This is a genomic window from Nocardiopsis alborubida (assembly GCF_012396365.1).
GTDB lineage: Bacteria > Actinomycetota > Actinomycetes > Streptosporangiales > Streptosporangiaceae > Nocardiopsis > Nocardiopsis alborubida.
The window spans coordinates 44,188-62,524 of sequence record NZ_JAAXPG010000003.1 but is presented as its reverse complement, the minus strand read 5'-3'; the positions used below and the strand labels follow the sequence as shown (position 1 = coordinate 62,524).

The following is an 18,337-nucleotide window of genomic DNA, read 5'->3' as shown; positions in this document are numbered from 1 at the left end:
GCGCCCGCTCTCCCGGGGCGTCCCCCGGCCGGGCTCTTTCGCGCCGGGCCTCGGCCGGGGTCGGGGAGTGGTCAGCGGTGTGGACGGGGGGAGGTCTCTCCCCCGCCCCTACTCGACCGGTTCGATCGAGGCGAGGGTCTCGACCCCGCCGAGCTCGTACCAGCCCTCCCACATCACCGCGGGGGTGCTGGGCGCGCCCTCCGCCTCACTGGGCCAGTTGGTCCAGGCGGCGTTGTTGGCCTGCGACCACTGGCCGTTGTACCAGAGCGGGATGGTCGGCAGCTCGGCCAGGAAGTGCTCCTGGAGCTGCGAGGTGACCTCGGCAGCGCCCTCCACGTCGTCGGCGGGGACCCGGGCGAGCTCCTCGGTGAGGGCCCAGGCCTCGTCGCTCTCGTAGCGGTGGAAGTTCACCGTGGTCTGCTGCTCCTGGACGGGCAGCTGGTAGAGGTAGTCGTAGTAGGTCCACGGCGAGTTGCTCAGCTGCCGGGCGTTGTTGATGACCAGGTCGAACTCGCCCGCGTTGCGGTTGTCGTTGAGCAGGCCCTCGTCGGGGAACTCGGCCGTGATGTTGATGCCGACGTCCTGGGCGTTCTGCGCGATGAGGTTGGCGGCCTCCATCCAGTCGGTCCAGCCGGAGGGCACCGCGAGGGTCAGGGCGATGGGCTCGCCGTCGGGCGTCTCGACGAAGCCGTCGCCGTCCTCGTCCAGGTAGTCGGCCTCCTCCAGGATGGCCACGGCCTCGTCCGCGTCGTAGCTGAAGCCCTCGCGCTCGACCAGCTCGTGGTCGATGTAGGCGTCCCACTCGGGCAGCAGGCCCGTGGGGTTGGCCGGCTGGACCAGGTTGGCGTACGGGCCCTCGACGATCTGGGTGATGTTGATCGAGTGGGCCAGGGCCTGGCGGAACGCCGTGTCGTTGAGCGGCTCACGGGTGTGGTTGGGGATGAGCCACGCCGTGTTGGCGCTCTTCATGTACGGGGGGCCGTCGTAGAAGCTGGTGATGCTCTCGTTGCTGTTGAGGACCTGGTCGATGCCGGGCAGGAAGTTGTTGGAGAGGTCGACCTCGCCCTGGTTCAGCATGCCCATCGTCACCTCGTTGGAGGCGTTGACGATGTCGACGATGTAGCGGGCGTCCATCGTCATGTCGAGGGCCTCGATGGCCCACCACTCGTCGTTGCGCTCCCAGACCATGCGGTCGTCGGTGTGCGACTCGTAGACGTAGGGGCCGGTGCCGACGGGGTTCTCGTTGGAGCTGTCGGTGATCTGGGTCTCCTCCATGTCGGCCCAGATGTGGTCCGGGACGATGGGGTTGGAGTAGGCCCAGTTCATCCACTCCTGCGGACGGCTCTCCGAGAAGGTGACGGTGACCGTGCGCTCGTCGGTGGCCTCGACGCTCTCGATGTAGTCCCAGACGTTGCTGTAGGGCACTCCGGAGATCTGGCCGAGCTCCAGCGTGGTGACCACGTCCTGGGCGACCAGGGGCTCACCGTCGTTCCACGTGACGCCCTCGCGCAGGGTGATCACGTGCTCGGTCTCCGAGGTCCACTCGTCGCTCTCGGCGAGCCAGTGGACGTACTCGCCCGCCTCCGGGTCGTAGTGGAAGAGCGACTCGTAGACCAGACCGTTGGTGCCGACCGCGAACTGGCCCCGCATCATCGGGTTCCAACTGGTCGGCGCGGACCACGCCGTACCCGTGGTGTACAGGGTCTCGTTCCGGGGGTACTGCCCCGAACCGCCCTCGCTGTTCCCGCCGTCACCCGCGCAGGCGCTGACCGCGAGGGCCAGGGCCGCGAGTGCCGCCGGAAGCCGCAGCATTCTCATCTCGACTCCTCCTTGTCACCCGGCCGGCCTATGGGGGGAGTCCCCTCCGAGAGACCGGAAGGGTTGGGAGCGCTCCCAGTGGTGAGCGCGCGAGACCGTTGCTGAACCGGGTAAGTGACGTTAACAACAACACGTCCACAGGAAGGGCGTCAATGCCCGACACTTCGCTGTTATTCGCTTGTAACAGCACAGATGCGGGTATGTCAGTAAGTTCGGCGGCGCTGAACCGGTTCCGCACGGGTGTTCTCGCTCCCTCGGAGGCCTGTCGGCGTGGGGCGTTACGCACCGTAGCCTTCCACAACCCGCAGGAAGGGGGCAGTACCCTCACGGTCACCTTTTGGACACCAAAGCCACAGAGATCACCGAGGCAACTCACGGCTCAGTTTTCACATCGTTAACATCCGTCGCGGCGCACGCCCCGAAACCAGGTGTCCGCGCCACGCGGGGCTTCCGTGATCTCACGCGGTGTACGCGCCGGACGGGACACACGGCCCGCCGGAGCAGGTGTCCGGGAGCCGCGACCGGGCGGGGACGCCGGATCAGGCACCCAGAGGGCCGGTGCTCCCCCGGGGGAGCAGCTCCCCCCGGGAGGTCTCCGTGTTCTCCACCGGCTTGCCCTCGATCGTCCTGGCCAGCATCAGCGCGGCCTGGCGGCCGTAGGACACGATGTCGCGCACTATGGCGGTCAGCGAGGGGCGGACCAGGCGGCACAGCACCGAGTCGTCCCAGGCCACGATGGACAGCTGCGAGGGCACGTCGACGCCCATCTCGTGGGCCACGCCCAGCCCGGCCACGGCCATGAGGTCGTTGTCGTAGATCAGGGCGGTCGGCCGGTCGGTGGCCGCCAGCAGCTTGCGCGTGGTCCTCGTGCCCCCCTCGCCCGTGTAGTCGGCGTGCACCCAGCGGGCCTCGCTCAGCCCGGCCTGCGCCGCGGCGTCCAGGAAGGCCTGGGTGCGCACGCGTGTGTGCACGAACTTCTCCGGGCCCGCGACCTGGACGATGCGCCGGTGGCCGAGGGCGGCCAGGTAGTGGACGACCTCGCGCATGGCGGTGGCGTCGTCGGTGTACAGGTACGGCAGGGAGCCCACGCCCTCGGGTCCGCCGAGGACGACGGCGGGCAGCGGGAGCTCCTCGACGACCTGGACGCGCGGGTCGCCCACGCGCAGGTCGACCATGATCACGCCGTCCACCCGGCGTTCGGACGACCAGCGCCGGTAGGCCGCGATCTCGGCGCCCATGTCCTCGGTGACCTGTAACAGCAGGTCCACCCCCGAGGAGGCCAGCTCGGTCTCGATCCCCGAGACCAGCTGCATGAAGAAGGGCTCCAGCCCGAGCGAGTGGGCGGGGCGGTCGACCACCAGGCCGACCGCCCCGATCCGGCCGCCGGGGGCGAGTGCGCGCGCCGGGCTGCTGGGAGCCCAGCCGAGGTCGCTGGCGATCGCCAGGATGCGTCTTCGGGTCTCCTCCGAGACCCCCGGACGCCCGTTGAGCGCGTAGGACACGGCCCCCTTGGACACCCCCGCGGCCTTGGCGATGTCCATGATGGTCGGACGCCGCATCAAACCCCCCATTCGTCCCCCTGATCACACAATGCTGAACCGGTTAAGCAGACGGTTGGGGATTGTACTGCATGACCCTGGGACCTAATCAGACAAATGGGTACTTAGCTCACTAACACCCTCAAACTCCCTGGCATCCGGGGCACCAGTAGAGGGTGCGCCCGGCCAGTTCCGCGGAGGCGACCGGCGAGGAGCACACCCGGCAGGGGTCGCCTGTTCGGTAGCACACGTAGAGGCTGTCCTCCCGTGGCACGGGACGCGCGTCCGGGTCGGGGCGGTGCTCGGGGAGGGTGGTGATGATGTAGCCGTCCCGCACGCCGTCGCGGAGCAGGCCCGACAGGTCGTCCCACAGCCGCGACCACTGGTCGGCCGTGAGGTCGCGGCCCGGGGTCAGGGGGTCCAGGCCCGCCCGGAACAGCGACTCCGCGCGGTAGATGTTGCCGACGCCCGCCACGACGTCCTGGCGCATGAGGAGCGCGGCGACGCTGGTCCGGGAGCGGCTGACCACGTGCCAGGCGCGTTCGGGGTCGGCGTCGGCGCGCAGGGGGTCGGGGCCCAGCCTGCCCTGGACGGCACGCTTCTCGTCCTCGTTGACGACCTCGCAGGCCGAGGGGCCGCGCAGGTCGGCCCAGCCGGAGGAGTTGACCAGCCGGGCGCGCACCGCGCCGACGGGTTCGGGCGCCACGACGAAGCCCTCGGCGTCGCGGAGCAGTTCCGTGCGGGCGCCGCCCGCGGCCCGCGGCGCGCCCAGGTGGCGTTCGCCGTCGGCGTCGCCGAAGGACCAGGCGCCGTACAGGCCCAGGTGGACCCGCAGCCACTCCCCCGAGTCGAACCCGAGGAAGAGGTGCTTGCCGTGGGCCTCGCTCCCGGTGAGGACCCGGCCGTCGATCCGGGCGGCGCCGTCGGCGAAGCGCCCCTGCGGGCTGCTGGCGCGTACCGTGCCGCCGCCGAAGGTCTTGTCGAAGTGCGCCGCCAGGCGGTGCAGCGTGTGGCCCTCAGGCACCGGTCATCCCCTCTCCCGTCCGCCCGGGACGGCGGCGTGGCCACCGTTTCCCGGACATCCGGGTCCAGGGTAGTGCGCCCGTCCCGGCCGCCGGTCCGGCCAGCGGTCGGCTCCGAAGGGGCCTCCCGGCGGGTCAGTGGGCGGTGAGGATCTCCTCCACGAGGGTGCGCGGATCGGCCAGGCAGCGCCAGGCGGGCACCACGACCACGGGGTCCCCCGTGGTGCGGTTGAGCGCCTCCCCCCGGGCGAGCAGCCAGCGCAGGGACCGGCCGTCGGGCTCGCGGTCGAGCAGGAGCAGCAGGCGACGGGAGCCGAACCGGACCACCATGTCGGCGGTCCAGCCCTCGACCGTCTGCTGGAGGGTCACCTCCGTCCCCACCCCGCGCAGCTCCCCGACCAGTGCTGAGGCGGCCGCGTCGGTCCGCTCCGTCCCGCCCCCCGCCGCCGCCGCCTCCAGCTCACCCAGCGGGCCGTCGTCGCCCGACCAGTACCCGCGGTCTCCCACCACCACGAGCCGCTGGCGGGTGCGGGTGAGCACCGACGACCACAGGTGGCCCATCCGGCGGACCCGCCGCTCGGCGATGGCGGGCGCCCCGGAGGCGAGCGTCGGCGTCAGGACGGTGACGTCCGCCGGGTCGTGGTCGTCCGCCAACAGGTCCGGTCCGCCCACCCGTACCTCGTGGCGCAGGACGCGTTTGCGCAGCAGGCGGCGCACCAGGGCCGCCTGGGGGTGGGTCGGCGCGACCACCGCGACCACCCGGCCCCGGGGCAGGTGCTCGTCGAGCTCGTCCACCACCACCGCCACCCGGTAGGCCTCGTCCCGGTTGACGTAGGACGCTCCGGGCGCGGCCTCACAGGCCCCGGCCACGTCGCGCCACTCGAACGCGGGGCCGCCGGAGGGGTCGGGAACGGTGCGCACCGCGAGCCTGCCCCCGTAACAGTGCCGCGACGCGACCCCGGCGAGCTGGGGCGGCGCCCCCTCGTGCTCGTCCAGCCACCGCATGGGCGGCGCAGCCCGGTACAGGGCACGCATCGCCGAACCGCCGCCGTAGCGCAGACCCCGGTCGTCCAACTGGTCGGCGGCCAGGCCCGCCGTGGCCAGCGCACGGCGCTCCTCCTCCGGCTCCAGCGCGCTCACCGGCCCCGGGTGCGCCGGGTCGCCGAACACCACGGCGCGGTTGGCGCGGTAGAGCACCGGCAGCAGTTCGGCCAGCCGGGTGCGCTCGGCACCGACCACGACGACCAGGTCGAACAGGCCCGCCTGCGGTTGCAGCGCCCGGACCTGGTCGGTGCGGCACACCCACGCGGGCAGGGTGTCGAGCAGGGTGCCCAGGCCGGGCCAGCCGCGGCCGCGGTGCCAGTTGAGGCTCTCCAACCGGTTCTCGATGGCGGCGCGGCCCCGCCGCAGCCGGGGCTCGCCGACCGCGCGCAGGCAGGCGGAGCTGGACCTGCGGTGCCGGTCGAGGGCGTCGGCCAGGTCGGCGGTGAGCGCGTTCAGCGGCGCGCAACGGGTCCGCCGAACCACGGCCGAGCGCCACTCGCCCTCCAGGCGGGCGACCGCGCACAGGCGGGCGAGGCTGTCGGGGTCGGTGTCCACACCCAGTTCTCGGCGGACGGCGCCGCGGTGCGCCAGCCCGGCGAGGCCTCCGGCGCCCGCGCGCTCGGCCCGGTGCAGCCAGTACTCGGGGCCGCCCCGCTCCGGCGTGAAGAGGGCGTCGGGGTCCCACCCCTGGGCGACGACCCGGCCGCGCTCCTCCGCCAGGCGGGCGAGCGCGTGGCCGCCGGAGGCCATGGTGTCCATGGCCCGCCACGCCTCGCGGACCGCCGCCCAGTCCGCGGCCAGGTTCGCCCAGTGGACGGTGGGGTCCTCCCCGCCGGGGCCGGAGGGGGCTGCGGGCAGGCTCCGGGAGTGCTCGGCGAGGAGCCGGGTGAGCAGCACGGCCTCGGCCGTGCGCTGGCCGTCCCCGCCGACGCGCACGACGGGGTGTCCGGGGGAGGTGTCCGCGCGCAGGCGCACCGCGGCGACGTCGGCCTCGGTGCGCCCGCACACCAGGACGCGCTGGCCGTTGCTGACGGCGGTGCGCACGAGGGCGTCGACCAGGTCGTGCACACCGCTTCCGGGCGGGGCGGCGGCCACGGTGAGCTGCTCGCGCATGGCCGCGCACAGGACCGCGTACTGGGACTGGCCGAGGGCGGTCGCCGAGATCGGGACGGGAGGCTCGGTGGTGTCCCCGGCCGGGGCGGCGGGACCGTGGCGGGTCCCGGCGCGGGAACCGCGGAAGAGCCGTCCGGACGCCGCGGGGCCGGGGGCCGCGGCCGCCCGTGCGCTCTGCCCGAGCAGGGTCTCCAGCGCGGTCCCGCTGACGTCCTCGGGGACGAGGCCGTCGCGGCCGGAGGGGTCGAGGTCGGCCAGGACGCCCTCGACGCCGACGGGCTCGCACTCGGCGGCCCCGTGGCCTCCCCCGGGCCCGGCACGGAAGAGCACGGCGACGTTGTGGGCGCCGTCGACCCCGGTGCGCGGGACGCCCCGGGTGCCCAGGGGCGCGATGTCGTCCACCCGCTCGATCTCCAGGCCGGAGAGCAGGACGCGGATCCTGGCGGCGAGGTCGGCGACGGCCGCGGGGCGCCGCGGGGGGTCGGGCGCCCCGGAGCGCAGCCGGGTCCGCAGTTCGAACAGGTCCTCGGAATCGGTGAGGCCGAGGCGTTCCAGGAGCGCGGGGTTGACGTCGGGCGGGCCGACCGCGCGGACCAGCGTGTCCCCGGAGCCGGTGCGGGCGTCCGCGGTCTCGTCCGCGACCCGCACGTCGACGGTGAGCAGGGGCAGGGCCACCCGGTCGTCGCCCTCCCCCAGGATCACGAGCGGATAGCCGTAACGCGGGGCCTGACCGAGGTCCTGGGCCGCGCGCAGGACGCGGACGGACTCCGGGTGCAGCGGAAGCGTCTCCCTGACCCCGCTGAACAGCACCTCGGGGCCCGGCGGCAGGCAGGCGCAGCTGTCGGAGCCGAGGTCGCCGACCGGGATGGCGTGGGTGTGCACGGCCTCACGGCGCAGGCAGGCGCGCAGGTAGGCCAGCAGCGAACGCACCTCGGAGCGGTCGATCGGGGGCTTCCAGCGCAGCGAGGCCGTGCCGACGCCCGACCGGTCGCCGAGCGCCGGGGGGAGGGGACCGGCGGTTCCCTGCGGCCCTGCCGGAAGCGCTCCCGGCACGCCCGTGCGCCCGATCTCGTGCTCGTCGTCCCGCAGTGACCTCAACGTCTCCCCCACCCGGATGCGTCATCGGCTGACTACCCGCCGACAGCAAGTCATTGTGGTGGATGGACCGGCCCCGGGCCCGGCGAACACCGGAACCCGTCGCCACTTTCACTCCGGGTGACGGCGTGCGGGAATCGGGAGGAGTACACGGCCCGGCTCCGTTCTCCGTGATCTTGTACCTATAGCGAGGTTCGAGCGCCGACTTCGGCTATAAGTACAAGATCATCGCGGGTCAGAGCCCCGTGCGTCGCACCGGTAACACTTCCGGCCAGACCCCGGCCATGCCCGAACGTGCGCGACACGCGGACATCCGTCCGTCAGGCTCCCGGGGCCCCGGCGGTCCCGTGGACGCGCAGGGCGATCCACAGCTCGGTCCGGTAGTCGGGGTCGTCCAGGTCGCCGGGCAGCAGGTCGCGGATGCGCCGCATGCGGTAGCGGAGCGTGTGCCGGTGGACCCCCAGGGCCTCCGACGCCGTGTCCCACCTCCCCGAGGCCGCGAGATAGGCGCGCAGCGAGGCGAGCAGTTCGGCCGAGGTGCGCTGGCGCAGCAGCGGGGTGAGCAGGTCCCCGGCCATGCGCGCCCCGGCGGGGGTGTCGGCCAGCCCGAGCAGCCCGCCGGGCAGGTCGCCGACGCGGAGCAGGCCCTCCCCCGCGTCGCGTGCGGCGGCCAACGCGCGCCCGGCCTGGGACAGCGCCGCTGACAGTTCCGCGTAGGGGGACGGGTCGCTCACCCCGACCGGCCCCTCCAGGACCTCGCCGAGCACCCCCGCGCCGGTGTCCGCGGGGGCCAGCAGCAGGGCGCGGCCGCCGTGCTCGGTGACCAGGACGCCCTCGGGCGGCTGTGCGGGCCCCACCCCGTCGGCGGCCGCCACGACGACGGGTTCGGCGGGAAGGACCCCGCGCAGCCGCTCCGCCCCCGGGTGGAGCGGGTCCAGAGCCCCGGTGAGCAGTGCCGCGAGCACCCCCTCGCGCACCCGTGCCGTGGCGTTGTGCGCGGTGCGCTCCAGTTCGAGGGAGAGCAGAGACACCGCCGCGTTGACCAGCGTGCGCTCGTCCGGGCCCAGGCGCCCGCCGGTGCCCACGGCGAGGAACCCGCGAACCCGGCGGCTGGTGGCCAGGGGCTGCACGGAGACGTGCTCGCCGCCCGAGGTCAGGGAGACGCTGGCGCGCACGCCCGCCTCGCGCAGCCGGTCCAGCTCCTCGGCGAGCCCGGCGGCGCGGGGGGCAGCCCCGGCGGGGGCGGCGTGCCGGACGGCGCCGTCGGCGGACAGCAGCAGCACCCAGGCGCCGAGTTCGCGGGCAAGCCGGTCCACGATCGCCGACTCCCCGGTGAGGGCGGCGCGGGTGAGGTCGCGCTGGGCGGCGAAGGCCCGGCTCAGCCCCTCGTACTCCTCCTTGGCCAGGAGACGGGACACCTCCTTGCCGATCGCGATGAAGGGGGTCTCCCGGGCCACCTCCAGCAGTGTGAGGCCGAACTCCGCGGCGGCCTCGCGGAGCGGCTCGGGGGTGCGTTCCAGGACCACGCCGACCGCGAAGCCCAGCGCGGTGACGCGGCGCTCGGCCAGGCGGCGCGTGTAGTCGCGCAGGTCGGGGACGCCGGTTGCCCAGCGCACGCCGGTGGTGAGCAGCAGTTCGCCGCCCGCCAGGTAGGGCGTGGGGTCCTCCAGTTCGCTGACCGCGACCCACTCCACCCGCCGGTCCAGGTTCTCCTGGCCGGTGAGCAGGTTCATGCGCAGGCGGGGCGTGCGCATCAGGGCCCCCAGGGTCGGTGGCATCGGCGTCCCCTCCACTTCGCCCGCCGGTCGAGGCGGTCCGGTGCTGTCGGCGGGACCGGACGCGGGCGGGCCGTCCCCTCCCCCCGCTCCAGCGGAACCGCTTCGCGCGAACCCTGACGCGTTGGCGCAAGGATCAGTCCTGATTATCCACGCTGTCCATGGGGGAGAGGTCCCGCGCACCCTAGTGTCATCCCAGGTCGGGGAGCCCACCCCCGGCCCCTCTCCGCTCCCGTCCACCGCAGAAGGAGGCAGCCGCATGGCAGCGACCGAGGTCGCCCAGTCCCGCCGGATCGTCACCGAGATCCCCGGCCCCAAGTCCCGCGCGATCCAGGAGCGCCGCCGTTCGGCCGTCGCCCAGGGCGTGGGCAGCGTCCTGCCCGTCTACGTCGAGCGCGCGGGCGGCGGCATCGTGGAGGACGTCGACGGCAACGCGCTGATCGACTTCGGCTCCGGCATCGCCGTGACCAACGTCGGCAACGCCGACCCGCGCGTGGTGGAGCGCGCCGCCGAACAGCTCGGCCGGTTCACGCACACCTGCTTCATGGTCAACCCGTACGAGGCGTACGTGGACGTGTGCGAGGCGCTGAACAGGATCACGCCGGGCGACCACGAGAAGCGTTCGATCCTGCTCAACTCGGGCGCCGAGGCGGTCGAGAACGCGGTGAAGATCGCCCGCAGCGCGACCGGCCGCCAGGCGGTGGTGGTCTTCGACCACGCCTACCACGGCCGCACCAACCTCACCATGGGGCTGACAGCGAAGAACATGCCCTACAAGCAGGGCTTCGGGCCGTTCGCCGGTGAGATCCACCGGATGCCGATGGCCTACCCCTACCGCTGGCCGACGGGTCCGGACAACTGCGGCCCCGAGGCGGCGGCCATGGTGATCGAGCAGATCAGCAAGCAGATCGGCGCCCAGAACGTGGCGGCCGTGGTGATCGAGCCGATCCAGGGCGAGGGCGGCTTCATCGAGCCCGCCCCCGGCTTCCTGCCCGCGGTGGTGGAGTTCTGCCGCGCCAACGGCATCGTGTTCGTCGCCGACGAGGTGCAGACCGGTTTCGCCCGTACCGGCCACATGTTCGCCAGTGAGCACGAGGGCGTGGTCCCGGACCTGATCACGACCGCCAAGGGCATCGCGGGCGGCCTGCCTCTGGCCGCGGTGACCGGCCGCGCCGAGCTCATGGACGCCGTGCACGGCGGCGGCCTGGGCGGCACCTACGGCGGCAACCCGGCGGCGTGCGCCGCGGCGCTGGCCGCCCTGTCCGCGATCGAGTCCGACGGCCTGGTCGAGCGGGCCCGCGCGATCGGTGAGCTGATGCTGGGCCGCCTGCGCGAGCTGGCCGCCAAGTACGAGATCATCGGTGACGTGCGCGGACGCGGCGCGATGATCGCGATCGAACTGGTCCAGGACACCGACCGCACGCCCGCCCCGGAGGCGCTGGCCAAGGTGCTGTCCTTCTGCCACTCCCGCGGCCTGATCCTGCTGAGCGCGGGCACCTACGGCAACGTGATCCGCATGCTGCCGCCGCTGGTGATCGGCGACGAGCTGCTGCACGAGGGTCTGGACATCCTGGAGGAGGCCTTCGCCCAGCTGTAGTCCCCGTGCGGCGGGCGGCGCGGACGCGCCGCCCGCCGTCAGTGCGTCCAGGCCACGTCCCGCGGCAGCGGGTGGTCCTCGGCGCGCATCTCCTCCAGCAGCGCGAGGAACCCCGCCGCGACCGGCCCCGGTCTGCGGCCCCGGCGCGTGAGCACGCTCAGCCCGCGGTCGACGACCGGGTCGGTCAGGGGCACGCGCACGTGGTCGGCGAAGCTCATCAGCACCCCGACCAGGGCCGGGAGCGCGGTGACGCCGATCCCCGCGTAGATCAGGCCGCCGATGGTCGAGACGTTGCCCGCACGCACGATCCGCTCGGGCACCGCGCCCGCGCGCTCGAAGGCGGCGTCCGCGCCCGCGCGCACGCTGGAGTCGCCGCCGGTGGCCAGGAAGGTCTCCCCCGCCAGGTCGGCCCAGGTCAGCGCGGACCGCTCCGCGAAGGGGTGTCCCACCGGCACGACCGCGAAGTAGCGGTCCCGCAGGAGCGGCCGGGACACCAGTTCCCCGGGCACCCGGCCCTCGGCCACCAGGGCCAGGTCGCACTCCCCCGCCTGGAGCCGCTCCACGGCCGCGCCCGACATCCCGTCGAGGATGTGGACGTCGGCCTCGGGCGTGCGCGACCTCAGCCGGGAGATCACCGAGGGCAGCAGCGCGGCCGCCACCGAGGGCAGCGTCGCGACCGCGACGGTGCCGCGCTCGCCGCGCAGGAAGCGCTCCAGCCCGTTCATCTCCGAGCGGTGCGCCTCCAGAAGGCGTTCGGCCACGGCCAGCAGTTCGGCCCCCTCCGGGGTGCACTCCACCCGGCGCGTGGTCCGCTCCAGGAGGCGGACCCCCAGGGTGCGCTCCAGCCCGAGCACCGTCCTGCTCAACGAGGGCTGCGCGACGCGCAGTTCACGGGAGGCGCGCGTGAAACTCCCGTACCTGGCCACCGCGGCGTAGGCGGACAGCTGCCTCAGGCTCAGATCCATGCCTCCAGAGCATAGATCCAGAGGGAACTGATGTTGGACACGGGGACAGCCCCGCGAAACCATGTCGGCATGTGTCCCCCGTCACTTCCCCCCGTGAGGGTGTCCGAGGAGCGTGCCAGATGCTGACCGCCATGGGTTTCGCCACGATCGCCGTGGTGCTCCTGCTGCTGTTGTCCAACCGGGTGGGCGCGGTGGTCGCGCTCGTCGGCGTCCCCGTGGCGGCCGCCTTCGCACTGGGCTTCGGCCCCGGCGAGGTGGCCTCCTTCGTCGGCGAGGGCATCGGCGGAGTGGCCTCCACCACCGCGATGTTCGTGTTCGCCATCCTCTACTTCGGGGTGATGCGCGACGCGGGGCTGTTCGCGCCGATCATCCGCCGCGTGCTCGGGTTCGCCGGGAACACCCCGGTGACCGTGGCGGTCGCGACGGTGGTGCTCGCGATGGTCGCCCACCTGGACGGCGCGGGCGCCACCACCTTCCTCATCACCATCCCGGCGATGCTCCCGCTCTACGACGCCCTGGGCATGCGCAGGCTGGTCCTGGCCGCGCTGGTCGGGCTCGGCTCGGGGATCATGAACATGGTCCCGTGGGGCGGACCCACCGCCCGGGCCGCCAGCGTCCTCGGCACCCCGGCCAACGAGCTGTGGGCCCCGCTGATCCCGGCCCAGCTGGCGGGCATGGCCGCCTGCGTCGCCGTCGCCTGGTACCTGGGCCACCGCGAGCGCGTACGGCTGGCGGCGGCCGACCCCCGGCCCTCCCCGGTTCCCGCCGGGAGCGGCCGCCCGGGCGGGTCCGCGGGTGAGGGCGGAACCGACCCGCTTCCCGGGGTCGGGGAGGAGCCGGACGCCGACCTGCTGCGCCCGCGCCTGTACTGGGTGAACGCCGCCCTGACCGTCGCCACCGTCCTCGCCCTGGTCCTCGGGCTGCTCTCCCCCGAACTCGTCTTCATGCTGGCCCTGGTCGTGGCGCTCGTCGTCAACTACCCGGGGATGAAGGCCCAGACCGACCGCGTCAACGCCCACGCCTCCGGGGCGATCCTCATGGCCAGCACCCTGCTCGCGGCGGGCGTGTTCCTGGGGGTCATGGAGAACAGCGGCATGATCGAGGCGATGGGGCAGGCCATGACCGGCGCCATGCCCGGCTTCCTCGGTCCCGGCATGGCCGCGATCGTCGGCGTCCTGGGCGTGCCCATGAGCCTGCTCTTCGGCCCCGACGCCTACTACTTCGCCGTCATGCCGGTGCTGACCGCCGTGGGCGAGGGCTTCGGCGTCGCCGCCGCCGACATCGCGCAGGCCTCGATCATCGGCCAGGAGACCGTCGGCTTCCCGATCAGTCCCCTGACCGGTTCCTTCTACCTCCTGGTCGGCCTGGCCGGGGTGCCCATCGGCTCGCACATCCGCTTCCTGCTGCCGTGGGCCTGGCTGGTCAGCCTCGTCGTCCTCGCGGTCGCCCTCGTCAGCGGGGCCGTCCCGCTCTGGGTCGGCTGACCGCACGTCCACACCATCCGAAGGAGTCAGTGTGCCCAGCAGAGCCCGGATCGGGTGCGGCGCCGGTTTCGCCGGCGACCGCCTCCAACCCGCCGTCGACCTCGTGGAGGGAGGGAACCTGGACACCCTGGTGCTGGAGTGCCTGGGAGAGCGCACCGTGTCCCTGGCCTCGCTCCGGGAGGCCAGCGGGTCGGGCCCCGGCTACGACCCGACCCTGCGGCGCCGCCTGGAACTCCTGCTCGAACCGCTGCACCGGCACGGCACCCGGCTGGTCACCAACGCCGGGGCGGCCGCCCCCGTGGCGGCGGCGCGCATGGCCCGTGCCACGGCCCGGGAGCTGGGGCTGCCGACCGTGGTCGCCGCGGTCTCCGGTGACGACGTGCTGGACCTGCTGGACCCGTCGGCGCCCTGCTGGGAGGACGGCCTGCCGCTGGAGGCGCACGGCGAGATCGTCTCCGCCAACGCCTACGTCGGCGCCGACGCCCTGGCGCCCGCGTTGGAGGGCGGGGCCGACGTGGTGATCGCGGGCCGGGCGGCCGACCCCTCGCTGTTCCTCGCGCCCCTGGCCCACCTCCTGGGATGGGACCCCGGCGACGCGGACGCGATGGCCGCCGGGACCCTGGTGGGCCACCTGCTGGAGTGCGCGGGCCAGGTGAGCGGCGGCTACTTCGCCGACCCGGGCCGCAAGGAGGTCCCCGATCTGGCCCGCCTCGGCTACCCCCTGGCCGAGGTGGAGCGGGACGGTTCGGCCGTGGTCACCAAGCTGCCGGGGACCGGCGGCCGGGTGGACCGGCTCACCGTCACCGAGCAGCTCACCTACGAGGTCACCGACCCCCGGGCCTACGTCACGCCGGACTCGGTGCTCGACATGACCGGGGTGCGGCTGGCCGAGAGCGGCCCGGACCGGGTACTGGTCACGGGGGCCCGGGGGCTGCCCCGGCCCGGGCGGCTGAAGGTCAGCGTCGGGTACCGGGCGGGGTTCCGGGGCGAGGGTGAGATCTCCTACGCGGGCCCCGGCGCGCTGGCGCGGGCCCGGCTGGCGGGCGAGGTGGTGCGCGAGCGCCTCGGTGGGAAGGTCTCCCGGTTGCGCGCGGACGTCGTGGGCGTGGACGCGCTGCACGGCTCCGGCGGGGGCGGCGGTGACGAACCCTTCGAGTGCCGGCTGCGGGTGGCCGCCCTCGCCCCCGGCCGCGCGGACGCGGAGGCGGTCGCCGAGGAGGTGGGCGCCCTCTACACGTCGGGGCCCTCCGGAGGGGGCGGGGTCAGGACCTCCGTCCACGAGGTCGTGGGCGTGCTGTCGACCACCGTCGACCGGGAGGCCGTGCGCACCCGGGTCGACTTCTTCGGAGAGGGGGAGCGGTGAGCACCGTGCTCCGCGACGTCGCCCACGCCCGGGCCGGGGACAAGGGCAACCTCAACACGATCGCCGTCATCGCCTACGCACCGGAGTGGTACCCGGTGCTGTGCGCCGAACTGACCCCCGACCGGGTCGCCCTCGCACTGGGCGGGCGCGTGTCGGGACCGGTCACCGTGCACCGGATGGACAACGTGTGCGCGCTGGTCCTGGTGTGCCCGCGCGCGGGCGAGGACACGGTGACCACGTCGCTGTACCTGGACGCCCACGGCAAGAGCCTGGCGTCGGTCCTGCTGGGGATGGAGCTGGAGGGGGTGCCCGAGGCGGACTGACCGGAGACGTCGCCGCTGTGCCGCACGGTTTCTGACCTGTGACGGCGGAGGGGGCGGGGTCTGGTCAGCGCTCGTCGCGGACCGAGTCCAGCGACAGCAGCGCCACGTGCAGGGACAGGCAGGTCTCCACCGAGTCCAGGTCCGCGTCCAGGACGTGGGCGACGCGCCGCAGCCGGTCGTAGAACGCCGGGCGGGACAGGTGCGCCCGCCCGGCCGCGAGCGCCTTGTTGCGGCCCGCGCCCAGGTAGTGGCGGAGCATGTCGGTCAGGTCGCCGCCGTGCCGCGCGTCGTGGTCCAGCAGCGGCCCCAGCTCGCGTTCGACGTAGGTCTGGAGCCGCTCGTCGTCGCGGAACAGGTGGAGTAGGCCGCGCAGGTGCAGGTCGGGCAGACGGTAGAAGGGGCGCTGGTCGCTCTGGCGGATGGCCACGTCACCGACCTGGCGCGCCTCCAGGAAGGAGCGCCGCACCTCACGGACGCCGTCGGCGGAGGAGCCCACGGCCAGCACCGCGGAGGATCCCACGGCGGTGCGGATGCGGTCGGCGAGCATGTGCAGGGTCGGGTCCAGGCGCTGGCGGCCCGGCAGCGCGAGCAGGATGCCCACGCGCAGGTCGTCGAGCGAACCCACCAGTGCGGGCAGGCGCAGCTCCCGGCAGGCGCGCGCGGCGCCCTCGGCGGTGTCGGACAGGCGTGCCTGGGCGGCCAGCCCGGTCCCGCTCTCGCGCAGGCGCAGCACGAGCCCCACCAGTTCGCGGCCGTTGAGCGGCACGCCCACGGCGCGGGCCCGCACCAGGGCCTCCTCCGGGTCGGAGTAGGCCCGGTCGATGATGCCCGCGATGATCGTGCGGTGCGTCTGCCGCTCCAGGCTCTCCTGGTGGCGCTCCAGCAGCCTGCCCAGCGCCAGGGTGGTGGCGGCGCGTTCGATGAGCATGCTCTGGCGCGGTGTGGGGTTGGCCCCGACGACGAGGATCAGCCGCCCCCAGTCCTGGCCGCGCGCCCCGACAGTGGTGACCAGCCAGCCGTTGGCGGGCGTGTGGACGGTGCGCGTCCCCGAACGCGCCGCGCGCGAGCGGCTCTCCCAGGAGGTGAGCAGGGTTCCGGGCTCCTCGCCGTTGAGGTCGCAGGCCAGCACCTGGTGGGTGAGGTTCTCCAGGACCACGGGGCAGCCGGAGAGCTGGGCGACCTCGTGCAGGATGCGCCCGGTGTCGGCGCCCTCCACCGAGAGCTGGGTGAAGACCGAGTGCAGCTTCTCCGACTCGCGCAGCTCCTCCAGCTGTTCGTTGACCACCCGGATGTGCACGGCCTCGGTGATCTCCACGAAGCGGGCCTCGCGGTCGAGCAGGACCACCGGCACGCCCGCCTCGCGCGCGGCGTCGAGGAAGGCGGGCGGGAGCTCGGCGTGGTACTTGCGGCCCAGCTCGACCGCGATCCCGCTGACCCCGGCCGCGGCGAGGTCGTCGATGTAGCGGCGCAGCGCCTCGGGGTCGTCGGGCATGGCGATGCCGGTGCTGAGCACCAGCTCGCCGCCGCGGAGCAGGTGGGCGAGGTCGGTGACCTCGGCGATGTGCACCCAGCGCACGGCCACGTCCAACCGGTCCGGGCACGCCACGACCCGGGGACGGGCCCGCTGGAGGGCGGGCAGCTGGAGGACCTCGGCGAGGGTGGGAAGCACGGCCTCCATCCTAGGAGGCGCGCACGGTACGCAGTGTCAGACGCCCGGCCCCCGGGTTTACACGGTGTACCGCACCACCCTGGCCTGACCTGAGGGGAGGGCACGTGCCGAAGGCCTTACACGTCGTAAGCCCGGCCGCCATGTTGTCAACATGCTGATCCTGGCCAAGTCCGGGGGCCGGGGCGAGACTGGGGGCATGTCGGAACTTCTCTCGCGCCACCGCGCGGTCATGCCCTCCTGGCTCCCCCTGTACTACGAGACCCCGCTGGAGATCACCGGCGGCAAGGGCGCCCGTGTCACGGACGCCGAAGGCAACACCTACCTGGACTTCTTCACCGGCATCGTGACCAACATGCTCGGCTACGACGTGGCCGAGGTGCGCGAGGCCGTCGAGCGCCAGATCGCCAGGGGGGTCGTGCACACCTCCACCCTCTACCTCATCCGCGGCCAGGTCGAACTGGCGGAGAAGATCGCCGGCCTGTCGGGCATCCCGGACGCGAAGGTGTTCTTCACCAACTCCGGCACCGAGGCCAACGAGACCGCCCTGCTGCTGGCCACGTACGCGCGCGGCAGCGACGAGGTGCTGGCGATGCGCGGCAGCTACCACGGGCGCTCGTTCGGCACGGTGGCCGTGACCGGCAACCGGGCGTGGAAGAACTCCTCCCTGTCGCCGCTGAACGTGCACTACCTGCACGGCACCGACCACGCGGCCCCGGCCTTCCGGGGGATGACCGACCGGGAGTACGTCGAGGCGTGCGTGGCCGACCTGCGCGACGTGCTGGACACCACGGCGCCGAACGTGGCGTGCCTGATCGCCGAGCCGGTGCAGGGCGTGGGCGGGTTCGCGATGCCGCCGGACGGCCTGTACGCCGCCTACAAGGAGGTGCTGGACGAGCACGGCATCCTGTTCGTGTCCGACGAGGTGCAGACCGGATGGGGGCGCACCGGCACGAGCTTCTTCGGCATCGGCAACCACGGGGTGGTCCCGGACGCCATGACCTTCGCCAAGGGTCTGGGCAACGGGTTCGCGGTGGGCGGCGTGGTGGCGCGCGGCGACCTGATGGACCGGCTGGGCGCGCTGGGCGTGGCCACGTTCGGCGGCAACCCGGTGTCGATGGCGGCGGCTGGGGCGACCCTGGACTACGTGCTGGAGCACGACCTCCAGGGCAACGCGCGGCGGCAGGGCGCGCTGATCCTGGAGGGGCTCAGCGCGCTGACCTCGCTGCCGAGCGTGCGCGACGTGCGCGGCAAGGGACTGATGTTCGCCGTGGAGATGGTGGACCCCGCCACCGGCGCGCCGTCCTCCCCCCTGGCCGGGAGGGTGCTGGAGGCCACCCGCGAGCGCGGTCTTCTGGTGGGCAAGGGCGGTGTGCACGGCAACGTGCTGCGGATGGCTCCGCCGATGACGCTGTCGCAGGAGGAGGCCGTGGAGGGCCGCGACGTGCTGCTGGACGCGGTGCGCACGGTGGACGCCGGGGCCTGAGGGAGGGCCGACCCGGCCTGGAGGAGGACCGGGGCCCGGGGCCGCCGC

12 protein-coding genes are annotated in these 18,337 nt (G+C 73.6%); 5 read left to right on the top strand and 7 right to left on the bottom strand.

Going from position 1 to position 18,337, the window contains the following annotated elements; genetic code table 11:
- Positions 1-108 precede the first annotated feature (108 nt).
- From HGB44_RS04035 to HGB44_RS04015, 5 genes are all read right to left on the bottom strand, one after another.
- On the bottom strand, positions 109-1,812 hold the full coding sequence (locus HGB44_RS04035) for an ABC transporter substrate-binding protein (RefSeq protein ID WP_061082127.1): 1,704 nt from the start codon (positions 1,810-1,812) through the stop codon (positions 109-111).
- 545 nt (positions 1,813-2,357) lie between these two features.
- Entirely contained in the window at positions 2,358-3,377 is a 1,020-nt protein-coding gene (locus HGB44_RS04030; protein ID WP_061082128.1) for a LacI family DNA-binding transcriptional regulator, read from the bottom strand.
- A gap of 121 nt (positions 3,378-3,498) precedes the next feature.
- Positions 3,499-4,380 carry an Fpg/Nei family DNA glycosylase gene (locus HGB44_RS04025; protein ID WP_061082129.1) on the bottom strand — a complete coding sequence of 294 codons (882 nt, stop codon included), beginning with the start codon at positions 4,378-4,380 and terminating at the stop codon, positions 3,499-3,501.
- A 133-nt stretch (positions 4,381-4,513) separates the two neighbouring features.
- Entirely contained in the window at positions 4,514-7,633 is a 3,120-nt protein-coding gene (locus HGB44_RS04020; protein ID WP_061082130.1) for a DEAD/DEAH box helicase family protein, read from the bottom strand.
- 317 nt (positions 7,634-7,950) lie between these two features.
- Complete coding sequence (locus HGB44_RS04015) at positions 7,951-9,408, bottom strand: PucR family transcriptional regulator (protein ID WP_061082131.1); 1,458 nt, start codon at positions 9,406-9,408, stop codon at positions 7,951-7,953.
- A 256-nt stretch (positions 9,409-9,664) separates the two neighbouring features.
- Between HGB44_RS04015 and gabT the strand changes: the two genes are divergently transcribed.
- On the top strand, positions 9,665-11,002 hold the full coding sequence (gene gabT / locus HGB44_RS04010; protein ID WP_061082132.1) for a 4-aminobutyrate--2-oxoglutarate transaminase: 1,338 nt from the start codon (positions 9,665-9,667) through the stop codon (positions 11,000-11,002).
- A 38-nt stretch (positions 11,003-11,040) separates the two neighbouring features.
- Here gabT and HGB44_RS04005 read toward each other — a convergent pair whose 3' ends face one another.
- The gene (locus HGB44_RS04005; RefSeq protein ID WP_061080537.1) at positions 11,041-11,967 is read right to left on the bottom strand and encodes a LysR family transcriptional regulator; all 927 of its coding nucleotides are present in this window, start codon (positions 11,965-11,967) and stop codon (positions 11,041-11,043) included.
- A 119-nt stretch (positions 11,968-12,086) separates the two neighbouring features.
- On the opposite strand from HGB44_RS04005, the gene HGB44_RS04000 reads away from it, so the two are divergent.
- From HGB44_RS04000 to HGB44_RS03990, 3 genes are read left to right on the top strand one after another with little or no spacing between them, the layout of a single operon-like run.
- Entirely contained in the window at positions 12,087-13,451 is a 1,365-nt protein-coding gene (locus tag HGB44_RS04000) for a CitMHS family transporter (RefSeq protein ID WP_061080538.1), read from the top strand.
- Positions 13,452-13,482: 31 nt separating this feature from the next.
- A complete protein-coding gene (locus HGB44_RS03995; RefSeq protein ID WP_061080539.1) occupies positions 13,483-14,814 on the top strand; it encodes an acyclic terpene utilization AtuA family protein in 1,332 nt (443 codons plus the stop codon).
- Positions 14,811-15,137 carry an AtuA-related protein gene (locus tag HGB44_RS03990; protein ID WP_061080540.1) on the top strand — a complete coding sequence of 109 codons (327 nt, stop codon included), beginning with the start codon at positions 14,811-14,813 and terminating at the stop codon, positions 15,135-15,137. Before HGB44_RS03995 ends, HGB44_RS03990 begins: the two co-directional genes overlap by 4 nt.
- 64 nt (positions 15,138-15,201) lie before the next feature.
- On the opposite strand, the gene HGB44_RS03985 is transcribed toward HGB44_RS03990, so the two are convergent.
- Complete coding sequence (locus tag HGB44_RS03985) at positions 15,202-16,806, bottom strand: PucR family transcriptional regulator (RefSeq protein ID WP_061080580.1); 1,605 nt, start codon at positions 16,804-16,806, stop codon at positions 15,202-15,204.
- 196 nt (positions 16,807-17,002) lie between these two features.
- Between HGB44_RS03985 and HGB44_RS03980 the strand changes: the two genes are divergently transcribed.
- Positions 17,003-18,289: an aspartate aminotransferase family protein gene (locus HGB44_RS03980; protein WP_061080581.1), complete on the top strand. Its 1,287-nt coding sequence runs from the start codon at positions 17,003-17,005 to the stop codon at positions 18,287-18,289.
- Positions 18,290-18,337 lie beyond the last annotated feature (48 nt).